This is a genomic window from Bordetella sp. MIP270_01_BMS, from assembly GCF_054958705.1.
Genome location: NZ_CM143297.1, coordinates 651,280 through 677,947 on the forward strand (window position 1 = coordinate 651,280; position 26,668 = coordinate 677,947).

The following is a 26,668-nucleotide window of genomic DNA, read 5'->3' on the forward strand; positions in this document are numbered from 1 at the left end:
ATTTCTCCGCGATCTGACTACCTTAACAATGTTGCGCCAGATGCAAAATTCTGACGCCTTTGGGGTAGACAGAGGAGAAGGGCATGCGTACGTTTCAACGCAGGATCGCCGCCTGGCTCATGTGCGGCGCAATGGCTCTGCTGGCCGGTTGCGCCGCGCCCGGGGGGCAGAAAGACACAATATCGATGCCGGGGCTGAGACAGCCCGTCGAAATATTGCGCGATAAGTACGGCGTGTCGCATATCTATGCGCAGAACCAGCACGACCTGTTTTTCGCGCAAGGCTTCAGCGCGGCGCGCGACCGCATGTGGCAACTGGACCTCTGGCGGCGGCAGGGCGAGGGCAAGATGGCCGAGCAGTTCGGGCCTCGCTTCGTGGAGCAGGACCGCGCCGCGCGGCTCTTCCTGTACCGTGGTGATCTGCAGACCGAGTTCGCCAGCTACCATCCCGACGGGCAGGCCATCCTGACCGCCTTCGCGGACGGCATCAACGCCTATGTAGACTGGGTCAAGGCCAACCCCGAGCACATGCCTCCCGAGTTCAAGCTGACGGGCACCGAGCCGGGCTACTGGAGCCCCCAGACCTCTCTGATACGCATCTATGGCCTGACCCGCAACGTAGCCAGCGAAGTCAAGCTCACCCAACAGATCGCCGCGCTGGGCATCAACGCCGTGCAGGACCTGGGCGTGTATGAACCGCCTATTGCATTGCAGGTGCCCGCCGGCTGGAATGTGCAGGACATTACCAAAGACGTGCTGGCCAACTATGATCTTGCCCGCAAAGGGCAGAAGTTCGAGGCAGGCGATTTCCCCCGCAGCCCGCTGGCCCAGGCCGAGCGCGAGGCGCTGGCGCGCAGCTTGTCTTCCCACCTGCTGGCCGAGCTCGATCCGGACTTCGACCCCATGGAGCCCCGCTATGAAAGCAATAACTGGGTGATCAGCGGCCAGCGCACGAGCACCGGCCGGCCCATACTCGCCGGCGACCCGCACCGCAGTATCGCCATGCCGTCACTGCGGTATATGGTGCACCTGAATGCGCCGGGCTGGAATGTCATCGGGGCGGGCGAGCCGGCGCTGCCCGGCGTGTCGATGGGGCACAATGACCGCATAGCATTCGGCCTGACCATATTCTCGTTCGCAGACGAGGAAGATCTGTACGTCTACGATACGAATCCGGCCAATCCCAACCAGTACCGGTATCGCGGTGGCTGGGAAACCATGCGCACGCTGGACGAGACCATACCCGTGCGCGGTCAGGCGTCGGCCGTGCGTCAGCTGAAGTTCACGCGCCACGGCCCGGTGATCCACGAAGATCCGTCGCGTCGCAAAGCCTATGCCTTGCGCGCAGCCTATCTGGAGTTTCCGGGTACTGCGGCTTACCTGGCCAGCTTGCGGCTGAACCAGGCGCAGAACTGGGAACAGTTTGTGGCGGGCATGGAAAAACACTACACCCCGAGTGAAAACATGGTGTACGCCGACGTGGATGGCAATATCGGCTGGTTTGGCGGCAGCATCGCGCCGATGCGCACGCGCGCCGACTGGTCGGGCATGCTGCCGGTGCCGGGCAACGGCGATTTCGAATGGAACGGCTTCCTTCCCACCAGCTCGTTGCCCAAGGCCCTCAATCCGCCCGAAGGCTATGTGGCCACCGCCAACGAGTACAACCTGCCGTACGACTATCCGTACAAAGACATGGCTGCGCGGGCGTGGTCCGAGCCTTATAGAGTGCAACGCATCCGGGAAGTGCTGGCCGACCGCAGCGGACTGGACCTGGAAGCCTCGCGACAACTGCAGTTCGACAATCTTTCCATACCGGCCCGCACTCTGACAGGCTATGCGCAACGGTTGAACTCCACCGATCCCGTGGTGGGCGAGGCTCTGCGCCTGCTGAAAGACTGGGACTTCCGCACCGAAGTCGACTCCGAAGCCGCCACCGTGTACGAGTTCTGGCTGCCCGAAGTGGTCAAGCGTGTTTCGGACCTCTATGTGCCCGCTCAGGGCCGCTCGGTATACGGCGACCTGTCCACCCGCAAGGTGCTCGATAAACTCGCCGCGCCCGATGCCGCATTCGGCGCAAGACCGGAGCAGGGGCGCGACGCGCTGCTGCTTGCAGCATTGGCCGACGGCATGCGACAGCTGACCGCCAAGCTGGGCACCGACTCGCGTCAATGGGAATGGGGCCGCCTGCATCACGTGCAATTCGAACACGCGCTGGCGTCATTGCTGTCGCCCGAGACGGCGCGCGCCTGGGGCACGCCCCGCTATGCCGTTAGCGGCGACAACGATACGGTGCACCGCGCCACGTTCCGCAAATCGGATTTCCGCCAGATCAGCGGCGCGTCGTACCGGCAGGTCATCGATGTGGGCGCATGGGACAACTCGCGCATGCAGAACATGCCGGGGCAGTCGGCCGATCCCCGCAGCCCGCATTACCGCGATCTGCTGGAGGGCTGGGCCACGGGTAAATACATACCCATGGCGTTCAGCCGTGAAAAAGTGGAAAACGAATTGGGCGACACGCTGGTGCTGCAGCCGCGCTGAGCCTGCGTAATAGGTGCCCTGGCCCCCGTGGCCAGGGTTCGACGAGCCGTCAGATCGTGGTGGCAGGGTACGCGGCTTGCTGGCGCCTGCCTGCGAACCAGGCTTGTCGAACCCATAAGCTCCAAGGAGAACAACCATGTCCAAGACTTCCGTCACCCCGGCGGGCCAACCGGAAGTCGGCGCCGCCGGCCGCCGCAAATCGCCCCTGTCCGAAGGCGCCCAGGTGCCCCATAGCGATTGGGGCCTCGCGGAAGGCACAAACGGCGTGGGCGTCGCGCCATCGGGCAGCGACCAGCACGAACTGGCGGGCGACCGGCGTGCTGGCGACGCCGGCGGGCGCCCTCGCGAGGCGCGTGAGCAGCGGCAAGACTCGGGCAAACCAGCGCAAACCTCCCCGCACTCGCGAGAGGATGCACCCGCCACTACGCACGGCAGCGGAACGGGCGCCGACGCGAAACCTTACGAGACGGGCGCCGCCAGCGGCGATTATGAGGGAGACGGCTTCAACCGGGGCTATGGCGTGGAGCCAGACCCGCTGACTGAACGCAGCGATGGATACCTCGATGCGCGGCACGGCGAATTCGGCGACATCGAAGACAAGGAAGATCTGTACGGAGAAGGGCGGGGCGGTACGCCTGAAAAATAGGCCGCCTGTGCGGCGGCCTCGGCCGTCAGCGCGACTGCATGGCCTCTTTGATCTTCTTGTCGGTGTTGTACTGACTCAGGGCGTAGACCGCCCAGATCGCGGCCGGGATCCAGCCGATGAGCGTGACCTGAAGAATCAGGCAGATGATGCCGGCAATGGGCCGGCCTATGGTGAAAAAGCCCAACCAGGGCAGAAGCAGGGCAATCAACAAGCGCATGGCGCGATCCACCTTCGGTACGAAACGGCCAGTTTACACCGGGGTTCGGCGTCGTCCGTGGGCCGGGCGCCAGATGCGCCGGTGGTTCGCGTGGCTTGCAGACATGTTGGTCGGTTATCAGCAAGAGGACCAGGGGAAGATTGAATCGAGGCCAACTGAACGCGCCCAGATCGTCAGCGGCTCCATGACATCACGCACCAAGCGGTATGGGAGTTCACCATGCCGACCATGGCATGGAGGGGCACCTTCATCGCGGCGGGTCCTGGCAAATCCGGAGACTGGCCGGCCGACCGTTTTCGCGCTTTTCATGGTCTGCGGGCTCGTTCGCCACCGGGTAACGGTTCATCCCACATGCGATAACCGCGCCGGGAAGATTGGCTGCCGCGTATTAGGGTAATTGCGCAAACGCAGGTCGAGGGCGAGCGAATAAGATAGAGCGCCCCAATCCGGGCAAGCGTTCGTTGCTTGTGCCTTTGTGCGTCCGCCATGCCAGAAGCCTCTCTCAAAGCCGACCTGGACGACGACTTCAGTGACGTTCCCGACTGGAACCTTTTGCTGACGTGGGCGTACGTCATGCAGACGGGTTCACTAGCCCAGGCAGCAGTACGGCTGGGCGTTTCGCGTGCAGCGGTGTCCCAAAGGATTAAACAGCTCGAGGCGAGCCAGGCAACTGAATTGCTGGTGCGAGGCAAGCGCCCGGTGCAGCCCACGCTGGCAGGCAGTGAACTCTACGATCACGCAGAACGCCTGCTGCGACAGGCGCTGGTCATGCGCGACGCGATGCGTGCATTTCATGTTGAAAAACGGCGTACCGTGCGCTTCGGCACGGTGGAATCATTTGCCGGGACCCTCGGTGCCCGCTTCATTCGCGACCTAGGGCAGGCGGGCATGCCTATGGTTCGCCTGTCTTCCGGCCTGACGCCGGACTTGGAGCTGCAGCTCGAAAAAGGCCTCGTAGACATGACGGTCACAACAAGCCCGGCAGTCGGCAAGGGGTCCATCCGTAAAGGCGCTCTTTTTTCCGAGCGCTACCTGCTCGTGCTGCCGAAGGAATACGACGCGGGTCCGCCGCTCACGCTTGATGACCTGGGACTTGAGCTGCCACTGATCCGATACAGTTCCAGGTCGGTGATCGGACATGACATCGACGTCTACCTCGAACTGCTAGGTACACATATTCCACGTACGTTTGCGTTCGATACCGCCGGGCCGATCCTAGGCCTAGTGGCGGCCGGTATCGGCTTTGCCATTACGACGCCGCTTTGCCTGTGGGAGGTGCGTCATTTCATCGGGCAGGTGCAGATTCATCCCATTTCATCGCTGCGTTCCAGGCAAGGCCATCGCCTGTCGCCGCCGGAGCGAACTTTTTACCTGGGATATCGCGACAATGAGCCGCCGGCGATCCGCCGGCGTTCCGCAGCATTCATCCGCGACGGGGCTGCCCAATTAATGAGCAACGAGATTGGCTCCGCATTGGGCATCGAACCCGCACTGCTCTGGCAGTCGCATCGGGAATAGTATGGACGACTTGCAGAGGACCGGACTTTCTTGCGAGCCCGTTCGGATGCCGCCTGCCGCTGTTCCCAGTGGCCTGCGAGTGAGACAGTCAGGTCTGACACGGCATCAATGCATCAGGGCTTTGTCGCCCATCCACTTCTGGACGACTCCGGCCACCTGGTCGGAGTTCTTGTCCATCATCGGCATATGCGAATTTCCCTTGATGCCGACAGCGTGCAAGTCGACCCAGTCGGTCGCAGTACCTTGGCCGTCGAGCGCCTGGCGGTAGTTCCTGAGGTTGCTATAGACCTTCTGCCAGAATGGCGAGGCTTCAATGTAGGCGGCCCATACAAACAGATGGGGAACATTCCTGAGGGGGCCCAGGTCGGACTTGGAAAGGTCCGGTGTGCCGGCAGGTTCGATTGCGATGACTGCCTTGACCTTGTCCGGCGCGCGCAAGGCGGCGGTGAAGGCGAAGTTGCCACCTTGGGAGTGCGCCATGATGACGCAGGGGCAGACGCGCTGGTGCGTCGGGACGGGCCAACGGAGCCGACATTCCAAATAAGGCAACGGCAATGGCCGTCAACCCCATAGCCGTATGTCGCGTTCTTTTCATTTCAGTCTCCTTTATTGGTCAGGACGGGTCACGCGCGACAGCCGGGCAACTCGCCAGGTTCATCGTGTACGAGGTCGATAAATACTACCCACAACCTCGTCTACCGGGCAACGCGCGGCATTGGGCGAGTCTGGTTTGCCTTTGTTAAGCATCCCTTTACACAGGCCTAGGGATATCCCGCGCTTTCCGTCGCAACGCTCAAAGGCTGTGGTTCTGTTCGTTCGCGAGGCTTGCTACGCTCAGCGGGTCGTGGCACGTGATGGTTTTCATTCTCCGCGCGGCGCATTGAGCGCGGACTAAACAAGGGGAAGAACGATGAGCATCACTCAGGCAATATCGCGCTGCGCTCAGCTGGTATCACTTGCCGTGCTGGCGCTTGCTGCAGGCAGTGTGGGCGCACAGGGTAGCTACCCAGCCAAGCCGGTCACCGTGCTGGTGCCATTCGCAGCGGGTGGCGCGCTTGACGCGGTGGCACGTCCGTTGGGCGAGGCTTACGGAAAAGCCTACGGGCAACCATGGATCATCGAGAATCTGGGTGGGGCAGGGGGGACCATTGCCACCACTCGGGTCGTGCGCCAGCCGCCAGACGGCTATCACCTGCTCATGGCGAGCAGCGGGCAGGTGTCAACTGCACCCTTCGTCTATCCGTCGCTGCCATATAACCCGCTGACAGATCTGCTACCCATTGTGCACCTCGTCGACAGCACCGCTGTGCTGTACACGAACGCCGGTTCGCCGTATCGCTCCGTCGAGGAACTGATCGCCGAAGCAAAAGCGAACCCTGGCAAGATCGACTTTGCGCACACCGGCAACGGCAGCGTGTCCCATCTGGCACTCGAGCTCCTTCAGCACGAGACGGGGGCCAAGTTCGTCCAGATTCCCTACAAGGGAGCCGGCATTGCGATCGGCGATCTCGCTGGTGGGCAGGTTCCCCTGCTGTTTACTTTCATCAGCAGTGCCCGGCCCATGGTTGAAGCGGGGCGGGTGCGGCCTCTTGCCGTGGCGTCCGAGCAGCGGCTGCCCGCGCTTCCCGACGTGCCAACATTCGCCGAACTGGGCATCAAGAATATCGTTGCCAAACTGTGGATCGGGCTTATGGCGCCGACCGGAACGCCGCCGTCCATTATCGACACGCTGTCCACGCAGGTGAACGCGGAGCTAGCCCGACCCGAGATGCGTGCGCGGCTGGAACCGCTGGGACTGGAGGTCAAGGGAGGATCGGCCACGCAATTCCGGGACATGATCGCTGCCGACATGGCACGTTGGCGAGACTTGTCCAAGTCCGTCAAGCTGGCTGTCGAGTAACTGTTAATCAAGAGGAGAGCTTATGACTGCGATTTCGCGCCATGCGAGCGGTGGCAAAACTGTGTACGGCGCCCGCGTGGGGATTCTCATGCTGGAAACAAAGTGGCCTCGCGTACCGGGCGACACCGGTCACGCGGCGACCTGGCCGTTTCCAGTACTTTACAAGGTCGTCAAGGGCAGTTCGGCCCGCGTGGTCGTGCACGAGAAAAGCAGAGGCCTGAAACAAGCTTTCCTTGATGCGGCGCGCGAGCTTGTCCGGGAAGGAGCCGATGGCATCACGACCACCGGCGGGTTTCTGGGCATCTTGCAGAAAGAACTGGCGGATTATGCCGGAGTGCCGGTGGCAAGTTCTTCGCTCATGCAAATTCCTCTGGTCCAGGCCATGTTGCCCAGCGGCAAGCGCGTCGGCATATTGACTGTGCATGGCGGACGGCTGGACGCCGAGCATCTGGAGGCCGTCGGCGCACCCCTGGACACCCCCATCGTGGGTACGGAACGAGGGGAGGAGTTCACTCGTGTATTGCTCGGCGACGAGCTGGAAATGGACTACGAAAAAGCCGAGCGTGACGTGATAGCGGCCGGCCACGAGATGCTGCGCCAGCATCCGGATGTAGGCGCTCTCGTGCTCGAATGCCATAACATGGCGCCCTATTCGTGGCGACTCCAGAACGAGCTGGGGATTCCCGTCTACGATGTCTATACCTTCGTTCGCTGGTTCCAGTCTGGCTTGGAACCGCGCAACTTCGGCTACCCGAGCACGAGCATGCCTAGTTATGGGTGGCGTGAGCGTCCTTGAGGGGTGTGTGTCCAGGACGCCATATCGAGTGCGATAAGCGCCCGCCGCGCGTGCCCTGGCGGGCCGGTGTGGCGTACTGCATCAGGCGGGCGACGAGGCGCCGCCATGTTCGGGGTGGGACTTATGGCTGGACGTGGCTCGCGCCCGGACGTGCAGGCAGCACGCGGAATCAAAGAAAGATCAGTGCCGCAATACCCAGCACCAGCGTCCATTTCATGGCGTAGTAGAGCGGTTTGCTGCGCTTCTTGACGCGCTTTCCGAATCGCCGCACGGCATACACCGAGCCGAATATGCGGTTGATTCCGCCGGTAGGATCGCCTTCGCGGTTTGGGGAGGCCGCGGCACGCAGCAGCAGGGTGCCAAAGAAGTGGTTCACGGCCTGCGCCCAACGGTAGCGCATAGGCCGCTCGATGTCGGCAAAGAAAATGATGCGATTGACGTCAGTCCGGTTTTCGGCAAAGTGGATGAAGGTTTCGTCGAACACGACTGCCTCGCCGTCACGCCAATGGTAGGTCTGTCCATCGACATTGATGTAGCAATCGGGGCTGTTGGGCGTGATCAGGCCCAGATGGAATCGCAGCGAACCGGCATAGGGGTCGCGATGACGCGGCAGACGGCTGCCCGGGGGAAGGGCGGCGAACATCGCGGCCTTGACGCTGGGCAGGTCGGCCACCAGCCGCGTGGTCAGCGGACAAAGCGCCAGTGCCGAAGCGGGATCGCTGCCATACCATTTCAGGTAGAACCGCTTCCAGCCACTCTTGAAAAAAGAATTGAAGCCGGCGTCGTCGTATTTGTCGGAAGCCCGGATGTGCCCGTCGGTGAACAACCGTTCGGCCTCGGCGCGGATTTCCGGCCAGCGCGCAATGAGGCGCTGCAGGTCGGGAAACTCTGCGAGATCGAGATAAGGCTTGTTCGGTACGCGCGAAAACGCGTACATGAAACAGTTGATCGGAGCGGTGAAGGTAGAGTGGTCCAGCAGCTGCCGGCTGAAGCGATGCCGAACGCTGCCCCGGAAGTGCACGGCGATCGCGCTAACGCAGAATAACGCCAGTATCCACCATTTCATGAGTCACGCAGCCTGTCCGTTTAGAAAGGACGTTTCCGGGTAGACGGCAAAATTTACGACAAAGCAAGGCGATTTGTAAATTGGCGTTAAAACGGGTCTCCGCGTAATGCCGGGGCAGGGACGAGGGGCAAGAGGCGTGCCGGTACGTGGGTATGGGCCCGCTCTTGTATCGGCGCCAGCCATTGCGCGCAAGCCCATCCCGGCCCAGAATCACTGGACCTCGCCAATCCTGGAGCCGCCTATGATGACCCGACGCGCTTTTCTTGCCGGTGTACCGGCTCTGGCATTTGGCAGCCCGCTGGCGCGCCATGCCCATGCCGCGCAGCCGCATGGCGCAACACTGCAGACTCGCCGCATTCCCGCCACCGGGCAGGAAGTGCCGGTGATTGGCATGGGCACCGCCGACAGCTTCAATGTAGGCGGCGAAGCAGCACAACGCGCCCCGTTGCGAGAGGTGTTGCGGCGGTTTTTTGACGGCGGCGCCACCCTGATCGACACGGCGCCCAGCTATGGTCAGTCCGAAACTGTGCTGGGCGACTTGCTGGCCGAGCTGGGCCTGCGCCAGCGCGCGTTTCTGTGCACCAAAATCGGCGCGACCGGGCGCGAGGCGGGCATGGCGCAATTCGAGCAATCGCTGCGGCGCCTGCGGACCGAGCAGGTGGAACTGCTGCAGGTGCACAATCTCGTCGATTGGCGAACGCAGCTTGCCCTGATAAACGAACTCAAGGCGCAGGGACGTGTGCGCTATTCGGGCTTGACCCACTACCATGAAGGCGGACACGACGCACTGGCCGACGCCGTGAGAGAGGGCAGGCCGGATTTTCTTCAGATCAACTATTCGGTGATATCCACGGCGGCCGAGACGCGTCTGTTTCCGCTGGCGCAGGAACAGGGCGTGGCGGTACTCGTGAACCGCGCATTCGACGACGGACGCTTGTTCCGCCAGGTGGCCGGCAAGCCATTGCCGAATTGGGCCGCCGATGCCGGCATCAGCTCGTGGGCGCAGGCATTCTTGCGCTTTTCGAGCAGCCATCCCGCCGTGACGGCGGTCATTCCGGCGACGAGTCGGCCCGATCGGCAGAGTGACAACCTGAGGGCCGGAACGGGCCCGGCCCTTACAGCGCAGCAGCGGCGGTCGCTGCAAGCCTTGTTTTCCTGAGCCGCGATGCCGGCCGATGATGCCATGCCGGGCAGGGTGCAACGCCTGCTGAATGTGCGTCCCGGAGAACTGCCGGGCGTCATCGCGGGCCTGCTCATGTTCTACCTGCTGTTCACGGCCTATTTCATGCTGCGCCCCGTGCGGGAGACCGTGGGTATCGCAGGCGGCGTGGACAACCTGCAATGGCTGTTCACGGGCACCTTTGTTGCCACGCTGGCCGTGCTGCCCCTGTTCGGCTGGGTGGCCGCCAAGGCGCCGCGACGGCAGATTCTGCCGTGGGTGTACGGCTTCTTCGTCCTGAACCTGCTCGGTTTTGCCACATTGATGCGCGTGCAGCCCGACAGCGTATGGGCGGGGCGCGCGTTTTATATCTGGCTTTCGGTGTTCAACCTGACGGCGATCTCGCTGGCCTGGAGCGTGCTGGCCGACCTGTACGCAGGCAAAGAGGCGCGCAGGCTGTTCGGGTTGATCGCGGGCGGCGCCAGCCTGGGCGGCTTGACGGGGCCCATCCTGGGCGCGCTGTTGGTGGCGCCGCTGGGGCACGACGGGCTGCTGGCGCTCGCGGCGTTGCTGCTTGCCGCCAGCGCGGGCGCTGCCGCCTGCCTGCACCGCTGGCGCGACCGGCACCCTGACGCCGGTGCCCCGTCGGCCGACCCACGGCAACGACATCGCCCCCTGGGGGGCAACCCTTACGCTGGCGCGATGGCACTCGCGCGATCGCCTTATCTGCTGGGAATCGGCTTGTTTGTCGTTCTGTTGGCGAGCGTGAATACCTTCCTGTACTTCGAACAGGCTCGCATGGTGGCCGAGTATTTTCCCGACAGGGCCCGCCAGACGCAGGTGTTCGGCCTGATCGATGCCATCGTACAGGCGCTGGCTATACTGACCCAGGTGTTCTTGACGGGGCGCATCGCCCAACGGCTGGGGGTGGGGGTGCTGCTGACTGCGGTGCCGCTGCTGCTGGTGGCGGGTTTCCTGTGGCTGGCGGTGGCGCCTGTGTTCGCCGTGCTGGCGGTGGTGATGGTGCTGCGGCGGGCCGGGGAGTACGCGCTGGTCCGCCCGGGGCGTGAGATGCTCTATACCGTGCTGCCCGCCGAGCAAAAGTACAAGGCCAAGAACTTCAATGACACCGTGGTATATCGCGGCGCGGATGCGGTAAGTGGCTGGGTCAAGCGCGGCGTGGACTTGATCGCCGATCAGCCAGCCCTGGCGCTGAGCCTGGGCGCTGGCCTCGCGCTGGCCTGGGCCGCCATGGGAGCATGGCTGGCCCGCTGGCATGGGCGCCTAGAACACGTCGGCGTCAGCAAACCATGACCGCGCCGGATATGCCGGCTAACGCGCCCGGCGCCAGGCCGCGCAGCACCTCAATTGGGATTGATGCGGGTGATCTTGGAGCCTTCGAGGCCGATACCGGCCATCAGGCCTTTCTGACCGAACGGAATGGCGTAGACGTCCTGTGACAGCGTGGTGCTGGTCAGGCTGGCTGCGGCGCCCTTGTCGACGACCACCACCGACGGCCCGGCGCCGATCGACCAGCCGTCGCTGCGATCGAGGTACTGCAATGCCTGCTCATTCATGAAGAAGAGTGCATAGCCGAAAGTCTGGATGCCGGCCTGCAGGCCGAACGAAACCGAGCCCAGGTTGTAGTAAGCCTGCACTTTGCCGTTCTTGATGAGGGCGCCTTCACCGCCTTCGCCGCCGATCAGCATGCCGGCCTTCACGATCTTGGGAAACACCAGGATTGCCGTGGCCTTTTCGGCGAGAGTGCGGGCCCGGGGCTCGAGTTCCTGCAGCTCTTTGAGGGCTTGCGTGGCGTCACGGGAAATCTCGGCCGCGGTAGCCGCCGCGGCGCCGGGAGCCCAAGTGGCCGTGGCGCCGCCAAACAGCAATGCAGAGATCAGCGCTGAACGCGCCAGGGTACCGCCTGTTGTGAATTTCATGAGTACGGCTCCGGGAGGATCGCGGGACTGGCGCGGTTGAAGTCGTGCCGAGTATCGGTATAGACCCTGGAATTGTCAACCTTGCCAGGCAGCCGGATGCCGCGATCTGGCCGCATGATGCACCATCGGTATAGAAGGCGCACCCTCTGCGAAAATTTCAGGTGGCCCCGCCCGCGGGCGCGGAGGAGAGCCACGCCGCGCACCCGGCGGGCGCCGCTGCGCCACTGACATACATGGCTCCCGACCGGTACAGGGACAGCCGCTGCCGCAGCGGGAGGTCGTTCAGCACCCACACGGCGCCATCATTGTCGACCCAGGCGACGCTGGCGGCGGTGCCGTCCAGGGCCGCGTACAGTGCAGCAGCGGGTGCGCCCGGACGGAGCACCACGACAGTGCTGTCCTGCGGGGCGGCCCGCAGCGGCACCAGATTTGCGAACGCGGCGCTGACGACGACCGCGCCCAGCATGATGGCCACGCCGTGCCCACCGCCCGGACCCTCAGCGGGCGGGCCATCGCGGCGGCGCAGTACCAGCCCGGCCCACAGGGGAACCAGCCCGAAAATGGCGAGCCAGCCGAGGTCCCATGGCAACGGATTCGAGACATCCATGCGTATGCGATGAATGCCGGCGAGCCAATGCGACAGGACGGCGTCCACCACATGCCAGACCCCAAACCCGATCAGGAAGCTGCCCAGCAACGGTTTGCGGGGCAGCGCAGGCTGCTTCCTTCCCCGATACAGCATCAACAAGCCGGCCATGCCCACGACATACATCAGCGCATGGAACAGCCCATCTGCAAGGACCTGCACACGCAGGTCGGCCAGCCCTCCCGTCTGGTATCCGGACAGCAGGTGATGCCATTGCAGGATCTGGTGCAGCAGTATGCCGTCGAAGAAGCCGCCCATGCTGAATCCCAGCAGGTAGCCGCCCCAGAGGGACCGGCGCGGCGGTTCCGTTGTCGTGGCAGGCTGGCTCATGGCTCGCGCGGACCTTCACGCTTGCGCAGCACGGCGGGCGTGTCGTCGGCGGGCCTGAACACGCCGCCTTCCGCGTCCGCTTCAGGGTGGGGATTGCCATCGACTTTCGGTTCTCCATGGAGCCCCGTACGCGTCAGGCCGGGCTGCGCGGGATCGGCATCGGTCGCCTGGGTCGGCTGGGTTTCGTCGTTGCGCTTGTTGGCGTCCTGAATGCCTTCCTGCACGCGATGGGCCACATCCGCCTGGCTTTCGGTCGAAGGTTCGACGTCGCGCCCGGCTTGCCGGGTTTCGGCGCCCGGATCCGGGCTGGGCGATGGGTGGTCGGATTGGGATGTCGGGGACGTCGGTTTCATGAATGGCTCCAAAGGTATGGCGGACCCGCGCCCAGGAGCAAGGCCCATACCCAGCCGAGGCGCGCTCGGAACCGGGCGCACGGTGGTGACGGCGACCTGGCCGCCCGGACCACTGCCGCGCCGCGCGACATTCGGCATACGGCAGGCGGGACGGAGTAATAGGCCGGTTCCGGCGTCAGCCCGGGCCACCTGACCGCCGCGGGAGGGGAGGCGTGCATACGTATGGCAAATCGGTGGCACACGGCCGCGTCAGCGCCTGGCGGTTCCGGACATCCGCGGAAAGGTCTCCGCGTCACGGTCCAGCGGTAGATCTTTCCGCCACCGGCACATTCTGCACGCGCCCGCATTGACCCGTTGCCTGGCAGGGCGTCGCACCACTACCCAACCCGCCCTTGAAGGGTGGGGCCGCCCAGGTCGGGCCGCGCAGGTGGGTCCGCCCAGGTCGGCCGCGCAGGGGGCCGCCCAGGGCGAACCGCGCAGGGGGGCCACCCAGGCCCGGCTGCGAAGGCCGCGCCGCGAAGGCAGAGCCACGGAGACCTCGCGGCCCGGGCAGTTCAGGTAGCCTCGTCCGCGAGGCACTCGCGCAGCCACTGCTGGATGGTCACCGTGTGGCGAGCCTCTGCGGTCAAGGCTTCGGTGAAGCGCGTGGCAAGGTCGTCATGGCCTTGTTGCTGCGCGAGCTCTATGAGCAGTTCCCAGGACGCGTGGTCAGTCAGTTCTGCGGTCAACAGGGCCTCCAGGCACTGCGGAATCGACGTGCGTGGATCGGTGACCACCTGGATCAAACCCATCGCGGCCACGCCGCTGACGTCGGCTCCGGGCGTCTGCGCGGTGGGATCGGCGCCCAGCCCTTCGATAACTTCTACGAGCAGGTGAAAATGCGCTTCTTCTTCGTTGCGGATTTCCATCAGGTCCATGCGCAGCCGCGTGATTCGGTCGTCGGTGCCGGCCTGCACCTTGGCAAGCGCCGCCTCGTAGAGCCGTGTTCCGGATCGCTCATAGGCCAGGCGTTGCCCGAGCTTGTCGAGCAGCACCTCGGGGTTGTTGCCCGTCATCTTTCCGGCGGCTGTGGTCACCAGGCCTTTGCCGGTGCCGGGTATGGGTACCGATCCGATGCGGTCGGATTCGGCGATATACGCCATGCGCTCGGCCATGGCGGCGTCCATATTGCCGGGCGCCGGCCCCTGTTCGGCCGCGTACTTGACCTGCAGCGGGCCCTGTAGCGGCGCCATCTGCATGCCGGTGCGGTTCATGCCGGTCTTGATTGTCTTTTCCATATCGTCCTCGGTCAGGGTCGCAGGTTGGGGCGGTTCAACTCGGTGCCGGGCGACCATTGATAGCCGGCCGACACGATGCTGCTGGGCGAACCTTCCGCGTTCAGGATGCGACGCGCCTCGATGGACGCATCGCCTTCCTGGTCGGCGGGCACAAAGGCCGTGCCCTTGGCGCGCAGATCGACTTCACTGGAGAGCACGCTGCGAACGAAATCGCGTTGAGGCGCAAAGCTCAGCATGGTGGGAATCACCGTGCCCAGGATCTCTTCAGGATCGCGGCGCTCGTACTGCTTGAAGAGCGATTTCATGTATTCCAGGTGGCCGAGTTCGTAGTCGAGGAACCTTTCCCATATGGCCTTGATGCGCGGATTGGTTTCCTGCTCTACACAGCTGTAATAGGTGTAGACCTCGGTGGCCTCGTGGATCAGCAGCTTCTCCAGCAGGGACTCGTCCGGATCCTGCAACGAACCGTACTGAGTGACGTGCTGTTCTTCGATGGAGGCGATTTCGGCGTACAGCTGCCGCGCCAACGGATCGGCGAACAGCGGGCCGATATTCATGTAGTAATCATGGGTCTGGTATTCGGCGGCGGTGATCAGCGTCGCGTGCATCTTGGTGAGCAGATGGGCCTGGTCGCGCTGGTAGGCATTTCGCACGTCGTCTTCCGGGTCTCGATGCTCGTCCACCGTGGGCCGGCCGGGCACGATGTCGGTGTAACCCTGCAGGATGTTGTTGGCGTCCTTGCCCTCCAGCCGGTCAAGCATCGCGCTGTAACGGTACAAGTGGTCGAAATCTTCCAACAGGCCGAAGCGATAACTCTGGGCCTGGTAGGGGTCGGGCTCCGCCTGCGCCACCGCCGCCGTGACTTCGATGGCGACCTGTTCGTAGGCAATGGTGGTTTCGAGCGGCGAGTGATCGGCGGACAGTAGCCAATTGATCATGGTTGCCTGGTGTTGTTCCACGCGCCGCAACTTCGCCAGCGGCACGCGTAGCTCGCCATTGAAGCGGGCGGCAATATGCTTGATGCGCAAAGCGTCCAGCTCCAGACCGTTAAGCAGGATGATGCGTATGCGCGTGAAGGCATCGTCATCCAGCTTGCTGATCGGCTTGCCGACCATGTCGCGCCAGGTGAAGCGCTGGCGGTCCAGCGGAACCCCTGCGTTGTCCCACAGATTGTTGATCATGCCCATAAGTGATCTCCCGAAAGCCGATCCCATAGCAATTGATGTTCCTGCCATGCGCGCCGCGCGGACTACCGCCAGCGGGCGAGCGGCTCGCCGACGAGGCGGCGCTGCGGCATGCCGTTTGGCCGGCGGCGCGTCGGCATGGGGATTGCTGCCGCAGCACGCGAGCCTCGGGCTGCGGTAAAGCGGGCCTTTGCGGGTGGACTTCACACTGACAGGAATGACTATGGGCGATTACGAATGGCGGAACGCGCAAGCGCCGCGGGACGAACCGGATGGCACGACGGGGTGGATCAACCATGCACCGGCGTTTGCGCGCCGCGAAAAGGGCGCGAACGTCACACCAGGCGGCCGCATCCTGTCCGGCGCGGCAGGCTTGCTGCTGCTGGCTTGGGCGGCGCGCCGGCGAGGCGCCGGCGCCACGCTGGCCACCGCAGGCGCAATGGGCTTCTTCTGCCGGGCCGCAACCGGCCATAGCCTGGCCAAGCGCGCGGTGCAGTCTTCGCCGTACGAACGGGGCGTCGCCCAGGCGCGGGGCTGGCCGGCAGCCACGGTGACCGACTATGCCGTCACGATCGCCCGGCCCCGCGACGAGCTCTATCGATTCTGGCGCGATTTCAGCAATCTGCCCGCCTTCATGAAGCATGTGGAACGCGTCGAGGTCACGAGCCCGCAGCGTTCATGCTGGACCGTGAAAGCGCCCATGGGGCGGACGGTTCATTGGGTTTCGTACGTCATCGACGAGCGAGAGAACGAACGCATTGCCTGGGAGTCTGAAGCCGACGCCGATGTGCCGAATGCGGGATGGGTGGAGTTTCGCGATGCACCGGGCGGCCGTGGCACCGAGGTACGGGCCGAGATTGCCTACCAGCCGCCCTTTGGACACGCAGGCCGGCTGGCCAGCCGCATGCTGTTGCCGGAAACGCCGCACAACCAGATGGCCGACGACCTCAGGCGCCTGAAGCAACTGATGGAAACCGGCGAGACCACCGTGTCGCAGTCGCGGCCACAATAGGAGATCACCCATGCGCGCACTCTGCTGGCAGGGCACCAACGAATTGGCTGTTGAACGGGTTCCGGATCCGGAGATCCTGAATCCCAAGGATATTCTCGTGAAAGTGGGCATGTCGTCGGTCTGCGGGTCCGACCTGCACCTGATCAGTGGCTATGTGCCGGCGCTGAAGCCAGGCGACGTTCTGGGCCACGAATTCCTGGGCGAGGTGGTGGACACCGGAAGCGCCGTCACCACATTGAGGAAGGGCGACCGCGTGGTGGTGGTGTCCATCCTGGCCTGCGGCGCATGCGAGCACTGCCTGCGGCAGGCCTTTTCGTGCTGCGACAATACCAATCCCAAGCCCCACATGACCGAAGTGGCGTATGGCCACGCCTGCGCAGGCATTATCGGCTACAGCCATGCCTTCGGCGGCTATGCGGGCAGTCACGCCGAGTACATCCGCGTGCCCTACGGCGACGTGAACGCCTTCAAGATACCGGAAGGCGTGCGCGACGAGCAGGCGGTCTTCGTCTCGGACGCGGTGCCCACGGGCTATATGGGCGCCGACCTCGCGGGCGTCGAGCCCGGCGATATTGTGGCCGTGTGGGGGTGCGGAGGAGTCGGGCTGATGGCGATCTGCTCGGCATACCTGATGGGCGCCGAACGGGTCATCGCCATCGACCGGCTGCCCGAGCGACTGCGGCTGGCGGCCAGCCAGTGCAATGCCGAGGTGATCAACTACGAAGAGACCGATGTCCATGAGGCATTGAAGGAAATGACCGGCGGCCGAGGTCCCGACCGCTGCATCGACTGCGTGGGCATGGAAGCGCATGGAGACGGCCCGCAGTACTGGTACGACTATCTCAAGCAGCAGACCTTTCTTCAGAACGACCGCGGCATTGCCCTGCGTCAGGCGATAAGAGCCTGCCGCAAGGGAGGCGTGGTGTCGGTGATGGGCGTCTACGGCGGCTTCATGGACAAGTTTCCCATGGGGGCCATTGTCAACAAGGCGCTCACCGTCCGGTCGGGCCAGCAACAGGGGCAGCGCTATGTGAAGCAGCTGTTCGAATTGATCCAGGCCGGCAAGCTCGACCCCTCGTTCATGCTGACGCATCCGATGTCGCTGGACCAGGCGGTCGAAGGGTATGCCATGTTCAAGAAAAAGGATGACAACTGCCTGCGGGCCGTGTTCATACCCGACCGCGTCCTCGCGACGCCTTCACTTTAGCGGGCCACGGCCGGCAGGGCGCTGATCGCCTACACACCAAAGTGCGCGGTCAGCCGTTCCAACCGCGCACTGACCAGGGGTTCGCGGCCGCGCAGGTAGTCGAGGCCGGCGCCCGGCGCAAAGTCCCAGGCGGCCTTGCAGAAACGCAGGCGCGCGCGGATCTGACATCGGGTACGTACCACGCCGCACTCGCCGTCCTGCAATGTCCAGAGGGTGCTTCGAAAGGGCAGCGACCAGCGCCGGCAACCGCTGACTTCGGCGGTGGCCAGCGGCTGGCCGTCGCAGGCGGCGCTGTGCCGATGGACGCCCGTGGGCGAGCGGCCGCCATGAAAAGCCGCAAGCTGTTTGGGAATCGCCCACAGCACACGGCCCCCTTCGGCAGCGGTGGCGTCGTCGACCCAGATGGGCGCAACGGTACACGATGGTGTGAGCAACCCGGCCGCTTTCACCGCGGTGGCGTGCAGAAGCTCGCCATAACTCAGCGTTCCGCCTGGTTCGTAGCTCGCCCACGCGGTTGCAACCAGGGCGTGTCCCGCCACCACCAAGGGACGCGCGCCGGCTGCCACCGGGATATACAGTTCGCCCGAAGGCACGCGCCACAGGCTGACGAGCATGCTGCCGTGCAGGCGCCACGGCGCGGGCGGGATCGAGGAGTAGTCGTGGCGGGGCTCTGTCATGGAATCGGGCATCAAGAGTCCTTGCGGCGCAGCCAGCCGGCCAGGCCGTCGGGGCGGGGAGGATCATGGGCAATGACGTGTCGCTGGCCACGGTCGGCCAACACCGCTTCGGCCGCCAATGCCCCGGAGCGCGCCGCGCTTTCCATGCACGGAGGAAGCTCCGTGCGCGTCCAGTCGCCGGCGAGATAAAGACCAGGAGCGGCGCGGGTGCCAGGCCTTCTGGTTTCGGCGCCCGGCCGCATCGCCGGCACCGACATGGGAATGCGATGCAGCGCCTGGGCCACCAGGTGGCGGTGCGGGGTGACGCTGCATACGGGCGCCAGTTCGTCCAGCGTGGCGCGTACGATTTCGTCATCCGTGAGGTCGCTGGCGCGATGGCTCCAGATAATGTTCGAGCCGATCACCGACCCTGGGCTATAGGCGAACGGGCGTACCTGGCTGAGCTCGTAGAAATCCGTATTCAGGCCGGTTCTAGACCACGGATAGGCCCAGAACCGTTCACGGGTGAGGGCACGATCGAACCAGAGGTAGCAACTGATGTAGGGGCTCGGTTCGAACCAGGAAGCGGCCGGCAAGGAAACCTGCGTGGGCAGGGCCGCCTGCATGGCCTCGGGTGGAACGGCAAGCACACACTGAGCGGCGCGCACGGCGCTGCCGCCGGCCAGCGGAATCAGCCAGCCGTCCTGGTCGGGACGCAGCCGGCCCGCAGCGCACTGCAGCCTCAGCTCGCCGCCGGCCTGCTCGACGTGTCGGGTGCAGGCGTGTGCATACAGCTCGCTCAGGCCAACGCCCGGGATGCCGAACGCAACCCCGCGATGCCCCAGCAAGTGTGCGGCCAGACGCATGACGGCCGCCGCGGAACAATGCGCCAGTGGGACATTGAGCAAAGCCAGCGCCGCGGATTCCCAGAACCATTCCAGGATGGCTGGGCGCACGCCCAGGGACAGCAGATACTCGCGTGCCGGCTGGGCATCGAGCCGCAGGAAATCCGCCTCATTGCCACGCATGGCGCGCCACGCCACGCGCAGGTTCGAGGCGACGCCGGCTGCGCCCGCGCTGGGCAGGGCGCCCGGCAGGGTCGGCAACCAATGCAACGGTGGCGGCAGCGGCGCGGTGCGCACAGGGAATGATCGCGGGCCATCCAACACGGTCAGGAGAGGGCGCGCCTGCCAGGCGATCTGCGAGTCGGTGCCCAGCAGCTTCAGCAAGGCACGGAAATTCGCGTAATAGTTCAGCAGCACGTGCGGGCCGATATCGACCGTGTCGCCCGTACTGGGACCGCTCCAGCTGCGCGCCCGCCCGCCTGCCACCGCGCTGGCTTCCAGCAACAGCACCCGCACGCCGGCATGGGCCAGCCAGGTGGCGCATGCCAGGCCCGCGACCCCGGCCCCGATGACGACCACCTCGCCGCCCCTGGAATTTGGCGCAGGGAGGGGCGCGGGGGAAAAAACACGGGCTGAAGACGGCGGCAGCGTCATGCAGGCGAAGGCGAACGGGTGAGAGGAGTCGGGCGCGACGATCGCGGGAACAAACTACATCGCGCACCGAATTTTTCTGCACGACGGTTATTGCCGTGTCGCAAGCGCCATGCCGGCCCCCATTCGCGCCCGACCGGCGGCCATGGCACACCGATTGCGACTGCCCCCCGGCGCGGCGCTGGGCCGCCGATCAGGGGTCAGTCATGAGTGGTGTGGTAATGGTCACGGGCGGGGCGGGATATATCGGCAGCCACGTGCTGGTTTGTCTGGCGGAGGCAGGATATCAGCCAGTTGCCGTAGACGATCTCAGCAACGGGAGCGCAATGGCAGTGGAACGGGCGGGGCGCCTGGCGGGCAGACCGATTCCGCTGGAAATCGCTGATCTGGCGCAGGAAGGAGCGGCCGACCGGGTCATAAGCCAATACCAGGCTGCGGGCATGCCGTTCATTGGCGTCATACACCTGGCGGGGCGCAAGGCCGTCGGGGAGTCCGTGGCCATTCCGCTCGAATACTACCAGGCCAACGTCTGCGCCACGGTACATCTGCTGCGCGCGATGCAGCGCCACCAGATACGCAGCATGGTGTTCAGTTCCTCGGCCACGGTGTATGGCTGCCCTTCGGTCGTTCCGGTCACCGAGCAGTGCGCGCTGGCACCCACCAATCCCTACGGCCGCACCAAGCTCATGATCGAAGACATACTGCGCGATCAGGTCGACGCGGATCCGCATGTCGGCGTGGCGTTGCTGCGCTACTTCAATCCGATCGGCGCACACGCCAGCGGCCTGATGGGCGAATGTCCGCACGGTGTGCCCGCCAATCTTTTTCCCTATATCACGCAGGTGGCTGCCGGGCGCCTCCACGCGCTGTCGGTCTTCGGCAATGACTACGGGACGCGCGACGGCACTGGCGTGCGCGACTACCTGCATGTCATGGATCTGGCCGAGGGGCATGTACTGGCACTGGAGCACACCCTGCAGGCGCCGGGCTGCCTGACCTTGAATCTGGGTACGGGGCGGGGCGTCAGCGTGCTCGAGCTGGTGCGGGCTTTCGAACGCGTCAGCGGTCTGCACATTCCCATCGAATACGCACCCCGGCGACCGGGCGACATTGCCGAAATCTGGGCCGACCCGGAGGCGGCCACGCGCATTCTGGGGTGGAAGGCGCGGCGCTCGCTGGACCAGATGTGCGCCGACGGCTGGCGCTGGCAGCGTCACCACCCGCACGGGTATGCCGAGGGCTACGACGCGGACGTTATCGAGGAGCCGGTCCCGGCTGCCTTGTTGTCTCAACTTTCTAAGGCCGCTGCGGCCGGAGAGATCAAATGAAAAACATCGAGCCACTTGCCATTGCGCGCACCGGCGCCCAGTGGCTGGACCTGGAACGCCCGGCGATCCTGTGCTTTTCGCACCTGCGGTGGAACTTCGTGTACCAGCGGCCGCAGCACCTGATGGCGCGCTGGGCGCGGGAACACGAGGTCTATTACGTGGAAGAGCCCATCTGGACCACAGATGAAGATCGTCTCGACATCAAAGCCTCCCCCGACGGCGTGCAGATCGTCACGCCTCATATCGGCAGCGACGATGCCGATGCGCGGCAGCGCAGACTGCTGGACGCCCTGATGCGCGAACGGGAGATCCGGCTCCCGATTCTTTGGTACTACACGCCCATGAGCCTGGGTTACTCCGGGCATCTGCAGGCGTCGCTGGTGGTCTACGACTGCATGGACGAGCTGTCGGCCTTTCTGGGCGCGCCACGCGAACTGCTGGACCGTGAACGCGACCTGCTGGCCCGCGCCGATGTCGTGTTCACCGGCGGCCATAGCCTGTATGAGGCCAAGCGCAAGCTGCATCCCAATGTGCACGCCGTACCCAGCAGCGTCGATGTGGCCCACTTCGCGACCACACGAACACGCACCGATGCGCCGGCCGACCAATCGGGCATTCCCGAACCGCGCCTGGGGTTTTTCGGTGTGCTCGACGAACGCTTCGACGCCGAACTCATGCGGAAGGTGGCCGCACTGCGCCCCGACTGGCAGTTCGTGCTGGTCGGGCCGATCGTGAAGGTGGATCCGGCGACTCTGCCGCGCGCGCCAAACATTCACTACCTGGGGCAGCGTTCATACGAGCAGTTGCCAGCGTATCTGGCGGGTTGGCAAGTCGCCCTGATGCCGTTTGCCCTGAACGACTCCACCCGCTACATCAGCCCGACCAAGACACCCGAATACCTTGCGGGAGGGCGGCCGGTGGTCTCGACCCCCATCGTGGATGTCGTGCGCACCTACGGGGAGTCCGGCGTGGTGCGCATCGCCGGCAATGCCCAGGAAATGGTGGCCGCCGCCGAGGCGGCGATGCGTGACATGAAGGAGCCGGGAAGGGTGCTGCGGCGGGCCGACGATGCGCTGGACGGCATGTCGTGGGACAGGTCCTGGCAGGCGATGCACGATGCCATGGGCCGCGCGCACAACAGCCGCGTGCGCAAGACCTCCGGCGCCACGGCCGAGCAGCGGTCGGGACGCGGCGCAGCGGGCACCGCGTCCGCGCAGCCATACGACTTCATGATCGTGGGTGCCGGCTTTGCCGGCGCGGTGCTGGCCGAACGGCTGGCCGCGCAAAGCGGGCAGCGTGTGCTGGTGATCGACAAGCGGCCCCACATCGGGGGCAATGCGTTCGACTATTACAACGAGCACGGCATTCTGGTGCATCGTTATGGACCCCACATATTCCATACGAATTCCGATAAGGTCGTCGAGTACCTGTCCCGGTTCACCGAATGGCGGCCTTACGAGCATCGTGTCCTGGCGCAGGTTGACGGCATGCTGGTGCCCATGCCTATCAACCTGACGACGCTGGCTCGCCTTTACCGGCGCCCCTTTTCCGCGGAGGAGGCGCAGGCCTTTCTCGATGAGCGCGCGGAAGCGGTGGCCACGGTGGCCACTTCCGAGGACGTGGTGGTCTCGAAGGTGGGGCGTGAACTGTACGAGAAGTTCTTTCGCGGGTACACGCGCAAGCAATGGGGCCTGGACCCCTCGGAACTCGATCACACCGTTGCCGCCCGCGTGCCGGCGCGGCTGTCGGACGATGACCGCTATTTCACGGACTCGTTTCAGCAGATGCCTGCGCAGGGGTATACCCGCATGTTCGAGCGCATGCTCGACCATCCCAATATCGCCCTGGCGCTCGACATGAGCTTCGAGCAGGCGAAACGCGAGTTCCAATTCCGCCATCTGATCTATACGGGCCCGATCGACGAATACTTCGGCTACTGCTACGGCCGCCTGCCGTACCGCTCATTGCAATTCCGGCACGAAACGCTGCCACGCGCCTGGCTGCAGCAGGTGGGGGTGGTGAATTATCCCGACGCTTCGGTCCCGCACACCCGCATCACCGAATACAAGCACCTGACCGGACAGCAGCACGCGTGCACGGCGGTCACTTACGAGTACCCGAGCGCAGAGGGCGACCCCTACTATCCGATTCCGCGGCCCGAAAACGCGGCGCTTTTCCGGCGTTATCAAGAACTTGCGGATCGGACCCCGGGCGTGCATTTCGTGGGACGCCTGGCCACTTACCGGTACTACAACATGGATCAGGTCGTGGGCCAGGCGCTGGCTCGCTACGCGGCACTGGCCGCGCAAGGCATCGTGTCAGCGCAGCCGGACGGGGCGGCGCTCGCAGCCTGAGGCGGCCGGTCATGCGCAGTACGTTCCAGAGTTTCATCCAGGCCGGCTTCGAATGTTCGTGCCATCTGTTCCCGGATGGAAGAAGACTGGATCTGGTCGCTTCGACCGGCCACGAGATATGGGCCGCCCAGGACTACGCGGCGGCGGCCCGCCAGGGCTTACGCACGGTGCGGGACGGCGTTCGCTGGCACAAAGTGGGGCAAGCGCCCAACAGCTATGACTGGAGCAGCCTGCGCAACCAGGTGGCGGCGGCCAAGGCCCAAGGCACGCAGGTTATCTGGGATCTATGCCACTACGGCTGGCCGGACTGGCTGGACATCTGGTCGGCCCGCTTTCCGGAAGAGTTTGCGCGCTATGCGGCGGCGGCGGCGCGGCTGCTGGCCAACGAGTCTGCCGTTCCGCCGCTGTACTGTCCGATCAACGAGATTTCATATTGGGCGTGGGCAGGCGGCGAGGTCGGGCATTTCGGCCCGAGCGCGTTCGGACGCGGTGCCGAGCTGAAGCGTCAGCTGGTGCGCGCTGCCATCCAGGCGGCCGACGCGATCCTGGAAGTGGACCCGGAAGCCCGGATGGTGGCGGCGGACCCGCTGATCGCCATCCACCCGCTCGATGCGTCGCGGGCCGCCCAGGCGCAGGAAGCCCACTGTGCTCAGTTCCAGGCCTGGGACATGTTGTGCGGACGCCGTGAACCGGAACTGGGTGGCGCAGAGCGCTACCTGGACATACTGGGACTGAACTACTACCCCCACAATCAATGGTTTCTGGACGGGCCGATGATACCGATGCAGTCCCCGCAGTACCGCCCCCTGCGCGACCTGCTGGCCGATGCCGCACAGCGTTACCGGCGTCCGACCCTCATCGCCGAAACCGGGGCGGAAGGCGACGCGAGGGCGCCGTGGCTGCGTTACGTTGCCGACGAGGCGGCACACGCGATATTGCAAGGCGTGCCTCTGGTGGGTATCTGCCTCTATCCCATTACCGACTACCCCGGTTGGGAGGACGACCGGGCGTGCCCCACAGGACTGTTCGGTGCGCCCACCGCCGACGGCCAGCGCAGCATGCATGGCGCCTACGATGCGGAGATTCAGCGGCAGATGCGCCGCTTTGCCGCGTTCGCCGCCGACACGCCAGCCGCTCCGGCGGGGCATCTTGCCGACGCCCTCGCGGCGGCGCCCCCCGAGCCGGGTCTGCAACGGAACGACGCCGATGCGCCATGAGCATGCGATTCCCCGGCGACCGGCCGCGTTTCTCTGGCGCTATGCCGGCGCACGCCCCTGGGCGTTTTCGACGCTGTTCCTGATTGTCGTTGCCGCGGGATCCTGCGCCGTTGCGGTGCAGTATGCAATGAAGCTGATCGTCGACGCCATGGCCGGCGGCGGCCGCGCCGATGCAGGGGTGTGGCTGCCGCTCGGGCTGTTTCTGGGGCTGATCGCCGCCGAATCGGCCCTGTGGCGCCTGGGTGGCTGGCAGGGCTGCCGATGCATCGTGGCGGCCTGCGCAGACATGCGCGTCGACCTCTTCGAGCACCTGAGCCATCACGCCCTCAGCTACTTCAAACGCCACCATTCCGGGGCCCTGGGCAACCGAATTTCTTCCACCGCGGGGGCCGCGGGCGCGATTTATGGCGCACTGACCTGGAACATCGTGCCGCCCTGCGTGGACTTCATCGGCGCCGTGATCGTACTGCTGCTCGTCGACTGGCGCATGGCGGTCGCGCTGCTGATTTTCGTGGCCATCGTGAGCAGTGTGATTGTCGTATTCGGCGCCCGCGGCCGAGGCCTGCATCGGCAGTACGGCGAACAGGCCGCCAGGGTTGGCGGCGAGCTCGTCGATGCCATCTCCAACATATGGGCGGTGCAGGCGTTCTCTGCCCAGCAGCGCGAGCGGGCCAGGCTGGCGCGCGAGTTGGGCGACGAAGCGCGCGCGCAGCGGCGAAGCTGGATGTATGTAGAGAAGGCCAGGGTGATCCACGACATCTTCTTGTGGTTGATGGCGGCCGCGATGCTGGTATGGGTGCTGCGTTCGTGGCAGGCCGGCCAGGCCAGCCCGGGCGATGTCGTGGTGGTCAGCGCGCTGACGTTCCGCATTTTGCACGGCTCGCGAGATCTCGCCTTGGCGCTGGTCGGCACGGCGCAGCAGTTCGGGGTGATTGCCGAGATGCTTTCCGTCGTGGCTGGCCCGCACACCGCGCCCGATTCGCCCCACAGCCGCCCCCTGACTTGCCGCGAGGGCAAACTGGAACTGCGCCAGGTCAGCTACCGGTACCCCGATGGGCACGAGGCCATACGCGAGGTGGACTTGCTGATTCCACCCGGCCAGAAGGTGGGCCTGGTGGGCCCGTCGGGGGCCGGCAAGTCCACTTTGCTGTCGCTGCTGCAGCGCGCGGACATTCCGCAGCGCGGCGTGATACGGATCGATGGCCAGGATATCCGCGACGTGACCGCCGATAGCCTGCGCGCCGCGATCGCGGTGGTACCGCAGGACATCAGCCTGTTCCGCCGCTCCATTATGGAGAACATCCGATACAGCCGTCCGGCGGCGACGGATGCGGAAGTCTTCGACGCCGCACGGCAGGCCCACTGCGACGACTTCATCCGGCGCATGCCCAATGGCTACGATACCCAGGTCGGCGAGCGGGGAGCCATGTTGTCCGGAGGCCAGCGCCAACGGATCGGCATTGCCCGCGCGTTCTTGAAAGACGCGCCCATCCTGCTGCTGGATGAAGCCACGTCATCGCTGGACAGTCACTCAGAGCTGCTGATCAAGGAAGCCTTGATCGAGCTGATGCGCAACCGCACCGTGGTCGCGGCTGCCCACCGGCTGTCTTCTCTGGCACGCTACGATCGCATCGTGGTCCTGGACGGCGGCAGGGTGGTGGAAGACGGCCGGCTCGACGAGCTGCGCCGCGCCGACGGCCTGTTTCGCAAGCTCTGGGACATCCAGGCGGTCAGCCCGCCCGCGCACGCGCCACCCGACACGTCGCGCGAAGCGTTGGCAAACTGAAGTCGAGGCGAGCCTCGTCCCAGGCCCGGACGCGCTTTGC

Annotated in this window: 23 protein-coding genes; 13 read left to right on the forward strand and 10 right to left on the reverse strand. The window is 64.9% G+C overall.

The window, feature by feature from the left end; all coding sequences use genetic code 11:
• Positions 1 to 131: 131 nt before the first annotated feature.
• Positions 132 to 2,540, forward strand: a complete 2,409-nt coding sequence (locus ACV17W_RS02965) for a penicillin acylase family protein (protein ID WP_462596443.1) — start codon at positions 132 to 134, stop codon at positions 2,538 to 2,540.
• Positions 2,541 to 2,676: 136 nt separating this feature from the next.
• The gene (locus ACV17W_RS02970; RefSeq protein WP_462594972.1) at positions 2,677 to 3,186 is read left to right on the forward strand and encodes a hypothetical protein; all 510 of its coding nucleotides are present in this window, start codon (positions 2,677 to 2,679) and stop codon (positions 3,184 to 3,186) included.
• A 25-nt stretch (positions 3,187 to 3,211) separates the two neighbouring features.
• Here the strand turns inward: ACV17W_RS02970 and ACV17W_RS02975 are convergent, their stop codons facing one another.
• Positions 3,212 to 3,403 carry a YqaE/Pmp3 family membrane protein gene (locus tag ACV17W_RS02975; protein ID WP_462594973.1) on the reverse strand — a complete coding sequence of 64 codons (192 nt, stop codon included), beginning with the start codon at positions 3,401 to 3,403 and terminating at the stop codon, positions 3,212 to 3,214.
• Positions 3,404 to 3,889: 486 nt separating this feature from the next.
• On the opposite strand from ACV17W_RS02975, the gene ACV17W_RS02980 reads away from it, so the two are divergent.
• Entirely contained in the window at positions 3,890 to 4,921 is a 1,032-nt protein-coding gene (locus tag ACV17W_RS02980; protein ID WP_462594974.1) for a LysR family transcriptional regulator, read from the forward strand.
• A gap of 105 nt (positions 4,922 to 5,026) precedes the next feature.
• On the opposite strand, the gene ACV17W_RS02985 is transcribed toward ACV17W_RS02980, so the two are convergent.
• Positions 5,027 to 5,401, reverse strand: coding sequence for an alpha/beta fold hydrolase (locus ACV17W_RS02985; RefSeq protein ID WP_462594975.1), 375 nt, complete (start codon positions 5,399 to 5,401; stop codon positions 5,027 to 5,029).
• 430 nt (positions 5,402 to 5,831) lie between these two features.
• On the opposite strand from ACV17W_RS02985, the gene ACV17W_RS02990 reads away from it, so the two are divergent.
• Together ACV17W_RS02990 and ACV17W_RS02995 are read left to right on the forward strand one after the other, a co-directional pair.
• Entirely contained in the window at positions 5,832 to 6,821 is a 990-nt protein-coding gene (locus ACV17W_RS02990) for a Bug family tripartite tricarboxylate transporter substrate binding protein (protein WP_462594976.1), read from the forward strand.
• Positions 6,822 to 6,843: 22 nt separating this feature from the next.
• Complete coding sequence (locus ACV17W_RS02995; RefSeq protein WP_462594977.1) at positions 6,844 to 7,617, forward strand: aspartate/glutamate racemase family protein; 774 nt, start codon at positions 6,844 to 6,846, stop codon at positions 7,615 to 7,617.
• A gap of 169 nt (positions 7,618 to 7,786) precedes the next feature.
• Here the strand turns inward: ACV17W_RS02995 and ACV17W_RS03000 are convergent, their stop codons facing one another.
• Positions 7,787 to 8,683, reverse strand: a complete 897-nt coding sequence (locus ACV17W_RS03000) for an aspartyl/asparaginyl beta-hydroxylase domain-containing protein (RefSeq protein WP_462594978.1) — start codon at positions 8,681 to 8,683, stop codon at positions 7,787 to 7,789.
• 241 nt (positions 8,684 to 8,924) lie between these two features.
• On the opposite strand from ACV17W_RS03000, the gene ACV17W_RS03005 reads away from it, so the two are divergent.
• Together ACV17W_RS03005 and ACV17W_RS03010 are read left to right on the forward strand one after the other, a co-directional pair.
• On the forward strand, positions 8,925 to 9,842 hold the full coding sequence (locus ACV17W_RS03005; protein ID WP_462594979.1) for an aldo/keto reductase: 918 nt from the start codon (positions 8,925 to 8,927) through the stop codon (positions 9,840 to 9,842).
• A gap of 6 nt (positions 9,843 to 9,848) precedes the next feature.
• Positions 9,849 to 11,156 (forward strand): NTP/NDP exchange transporter, encoded by a 1,308-nt coding sequence (locus tag ACV17W_RS03010; protein ID WP_462594980.1) that lies wholly within the window; start codon positions 9,849 to 9,851, stop codon positions 11,154 to 11,156.
• Between the two features lie 50 nt (positions 11,157 to 11,206).
• Here the strand turns inward: ACV17W_RS03010 and ACV17W_RS03015 are convergent, their stop codons facing one another.
• The 5 genes from ACV17W_RS03015 to ACV17W_RS03035 form a co-directional block, all read right to left on the reverse strand.
• Positions 11,207 to 11,782 carry a lipid-binding SYLF domain-containing protein gene (locus tag ACV17W_RS03015; RefSeq protein WP_462594981.1) on the reverse strand — a complete coding sequence of 192 codons (576 nt, stop codon included), beginning with the start codon at positions 11,780 to 11,782 and terminating at the stop codon, positions 11,207 to 11,209.
• Between the two features lie 157 nt (positions 11,783 to 11,939).
• The gene (locus ACV17W_RS03020; RefSeq protein WP_462594982.1) at positions 11,940 to 12,758 is read right to left on the reverse strand and encodes a DUF2243 domain-containing protein; all 819 of its coding nucleotides are present in this window, start codon (positions 12,756 to 12,758) and stop codon (positions 11,940 to 11,942) included.
• On the reverse strand, positions 12,755 to 13,111 hold the full coding sequence (locus ACV17W_RS03025; RefSeq protein WP_462594983.1) for a hypothetical protein: 357 nt from the start codon (positions 13,109 to 13,111) through the stop codon (positions 12,755 to 12,757). The genes ACV17W_RS03020 and ACV17W_RS03025 overlap by 4 nt, the downstream gene beginning before the upstream one ends.
• 554 nt (positions 13,112 to 13,665) lie before the next feature.
• Complete coding sequence (locus ACV17W_RS03030) at positions 13,666 to 14,388, reverse strand: ferritin-like domain-containing protein (RefSeq protein WP_462594984.1); 723 nt, start codon at positions 14,386 to 14,388, stop codon at positions 13,666 to 13,668.
• Positions 14,389 to 14,399: 11 nt separating this feature from the next.
• The gene (locus ACV17W_RS03035) at positions 14,400 to 15,569 is read right to left on the reverse strand and encodes a hypothetical protein (protein ID WP_462594985.1); all 1,170 of its coding nucleotides are present in this window, start codon (positions 15,567 to 15,569) and stop codon (positions 14,400 to 14,402) included.
• A 226-nt stretch (positions 15,570 to 15,795) separates the two neighbouring features.
• Here ACV17W_RS03035 and ACV17W_RS03040 point away from each other — a divergent pair, with 226 nt between their 5' ends.
• Both ACV17W_RS03040 and ACV17W_RS03045 read left to right on the forward strand, forming a co-directional pair.
• Entirely contained in the window at positions 15,796 to 16,584 is a 789-nt protein-coding gene (locus ACV17W_RS03040) for an SRPBCC family protein (protein ID WP_462594986.1), read from the forward strand.
• Between the two features lie 10 nt (positions 16,585 to 16,594).
• Positions 16,595 to 17,791: a zinc-dependent alcohol dehydrogenase gene (locus ACV17W_RS03045; protein ID WP_462594987.1), complete on the forward strand. Its 1,197-nt coding sequence runs from the start codon at positions 16,595 to 16,597 to the stop codon at positions 17,789 to 17,791.
• Positions 17,792 to 17,820: 29 nt separating this feature from the next.
• On the opposite strand, the gene ACV17W_RS03050 is transcribed toward ACV17W_RS03045, so the two are convergent.
• Entirely contained in the window at positions 17,821 to 18,480 is a 660-nt protein-coding gene (locus tag ACV17W_RS03050; protein ID WP_462594988.1) for an acetoacetate decarboxylase family protein, read from the reverse strand.
• Complete coding sequence (locus ACV17W_RS03055) at positions 18,480 to 19,871, reverse strand: hydroxysqualene dehydroxylase (protein WP_462594989.1); 1,392 nt, start codon at positions 19,869 to 19,871, stop codon at positions 18,480 to 18,482. The genes ACV17W_RS03050 and ACV17W_RS03055 overlap by 1 nt, the downstream gene beginning before the upstream one ends.
• Before the next feature lie 278 nt (positions 19,872 to 20,149).
• Between ACV17W_RS03055 and galE the strand changes: the two genes are divergently transcribed.
• Genes galE through ACV17W_RS03075 form a run of 4 tightly spaced genes read left to right on the forward strand, consistent with a single transcriptional unit; the run spans position 20,150 to position 26,628 of the window.
• Complete coding sequence (galE, locus tag ACV17W_RS03060) at positions 20,150 to 21,271, forward strand: UDP-glucose 4-epimerase GalE (protein ID WP_462594990.1); 1,122 nt, start codon at positions 20,150 to 20,152, stop codon at positions 21,269 to 21,271.
• Positions 21,268 to 23,625: a UDP-galactopyranose mutase gene (gene glf / locus ACV17W_RS03065; RefSeq protein WP_462594991.1), complete on the forward strand. Its 2,358-nt coding sequence runs from the start codon at positions 21,268 to 21,270 to the stop codon at positions 23,623 to 23,625. The genes galE and glf overlap by 4 nt, the downstream gene beginning before the upstream one ends.
• Positions 23,626 to 23,636: 11 nt before the next feature.
• The gene (locus ACV17W_RS03070) at positions 23,637 to 24,842 is read left to right on the forward strand and encodes a beta-glucosidase (RefSeq protein ID WP_462594992.1); all 1,206 of its coding nucleotides are present in this window, start codon (positions 23,637 to 23,639) and stop codon (positions 24,840 to 24,842) included.
• Positions 24,832 to 26,628 (forward strand): ABC transporter ATP-binding protein, encoded by a 1,797-nt coding sequence (locus tag ACV17W_RS03075; protein WP_462594993.1) that lies wholly within the window; start codon positions 24,832 to 24,834, stop codon positions 26,626 to 26,628. Before ACV17W_RS03070 ends, ACV17W_RS03075 begins: the two co-directional genes overlap by 11 nt.
• Positions 26,629 to 26,668: the final 40 nt, after the last annotated feature.

Excerpts from the sequence above, each read along its gene's own strand:
- ACV17W_RS03040 (WP_462594986.1), top strand. The coding sequence starts at position 15,796 with ATGGGCGATTACGAATGGCGGAACGCGCAAGCGCCGCGGGACGAACCG.
- glf (WP_462594991.1), top strand. The coding sequence starts at position 21,268 with ATGAAAAACATCGAGCCACTTGCCATTGCGCGCACCGGCGCCCAGTGG.
- ACV17W_RS02965 (WP_462596443.1), top strand. The coding sequence starts at position 132 with ATGGCTCTGCTGGCCGGTTGCGCCGCGCCCGGGGGGCAGAAAGACACA.
- ACV17W_RS03045 (WP_462594987.1), top strand. The coding sequence starts at position 16,595 with ATGCGCGCACTCTGCTGGCAGGGCACCAACGAATTGGCTGTTGAACGG.
- ACV17W_RS03030 (WP_462594984.1), bottom strand. The coding sequence starts at position 14,388 with ATGGAAAAGACAATCAAGACCGGCATGAACCGCACCGGCATGCAGATG.
- ACV17W_RS02990 (WP_462594976.1), top strand. The coding sequence starts at position 5,832 with ATGAGCATCACTCAGGCAATATCGCGCTGCGCTCAGCTGGTATCACTT.
- galE (WP_462594990.1), top strand. The coding sequence starts at position 20,150 with ATGAGTGGTGTGGTAATGGTCACGGGCGGGGCGGGATATATCGGCAGC.
- ACV17W_RS03035 (WP_462594985.1), bottom strand. The coding sequence starts at position 15,569 with ATGATCAACAATCTGTGGGACAACGCAGGGGTTCCGCTGGACCGCCAG.
- ACV17W_RS03010 (WP_462594980.1), top strand. The coding sequence starts at position 9,849 with ATGCCGGCCGATGATGCCATGCCGGGCAGGGTGCAACGCCTGCTGAAT.
- ACV17W_RS02980 (WP_462594974.1), top strand. The coding sequence starts at position 3,890 with ATGCCAGAAGCCTCTCTCAAAGCCGACCTGGACGACGACTTCAGTGAC.
- ACV17W_RS03070 (WP_462594992.1), top strand. The coding sequence starts at position 23,637 with ATGCGCAGTACGTTCCAGAGTTTCATCCAGGCCGGCTTCGAATGTTCG.
- ACV17W_RS03005 (WP_462594979.1), top strand. The coding sequence starts at position 8,925 with ATGATGACCCGACGCGCTTTTCTTGCCGGTGTACCGGCTCTGGCATTT.
- ACV17W_RS02995 (WP_462594977.1), top strand. The coding sequence starts at position 6,844 with ATGACTGCGATTTCGCGCCATGCGAGCGGTGGCAAAACTGTGTACGGC.
- ACV17W_RS03000 (WP_462594978.1), bottom strand. The coding sequence starts at position 8,683 with ATGAAATGGTGGATACTGGCGTTATTCTGCGTTAGCGCGATCGCCGTG.
- ACV17W_RS03020 (WP_462594982.1), bottom strand. The coding sequence starts at position 12,758 with ATGAGCCAGCCTGCCACGACAACGGAACCGCCGCGCCGGTCCCTCTGG.
- ACV17W_RS02970 (WP_462594972.1), top strand. The coding sequence starts at position 2,677 with ATGTCCAAGACTTCCGTCACCCCGGCGGGCCAACCGGAAGTCGGCGCC.
- ACV17W_RS03015 (WP_462594981.1), bottom strand. The coding sequence starts at position 11,782 with ATGAAATTCACAACAGGCGGTACCCTGGCGCGTTCAGCGCTGATCTCT.
- ACV17W_RS03025 (WP_462594983.1), bottom strand. The coding sequence starts at position 13,111 with ATGAAACCGACGTCCCCGACATCCCAATCCGACCACCCATCGCCCAGC.
- ACV17W_RS02985 (WP_462594975.1), bottom strand. The coding sequence starts at position 5,401 with ATGGCGCACTCCCAAGGTGGCAACTTCGCCTTCACCGCCGCCTTGCGC.
- ACV17W_RS03050 (WP_462594988.1), bottom strand. The coding sequence starts at position 18,480 with ATGCCCGATTCCATGACAGAGCCCCGCCACGACTACTCCTCGATCCCG.
- ACV17W_RS03075 (WP_462594993.1), top strand. The coding sequence starts at position 24,832 with ATGCGCCATGAGCATGCGATTCCCCGGCGACCGGCCGCGTTTCTCTGG.
- ACV17W_RS02975 (WP_462594973.1), bottom strand. The coding sequence starts at position 3,403 with ATGCGCTTGTTGATTGCCCTGCTTCTGCCCTGGTTGGGCTTTTTCACC.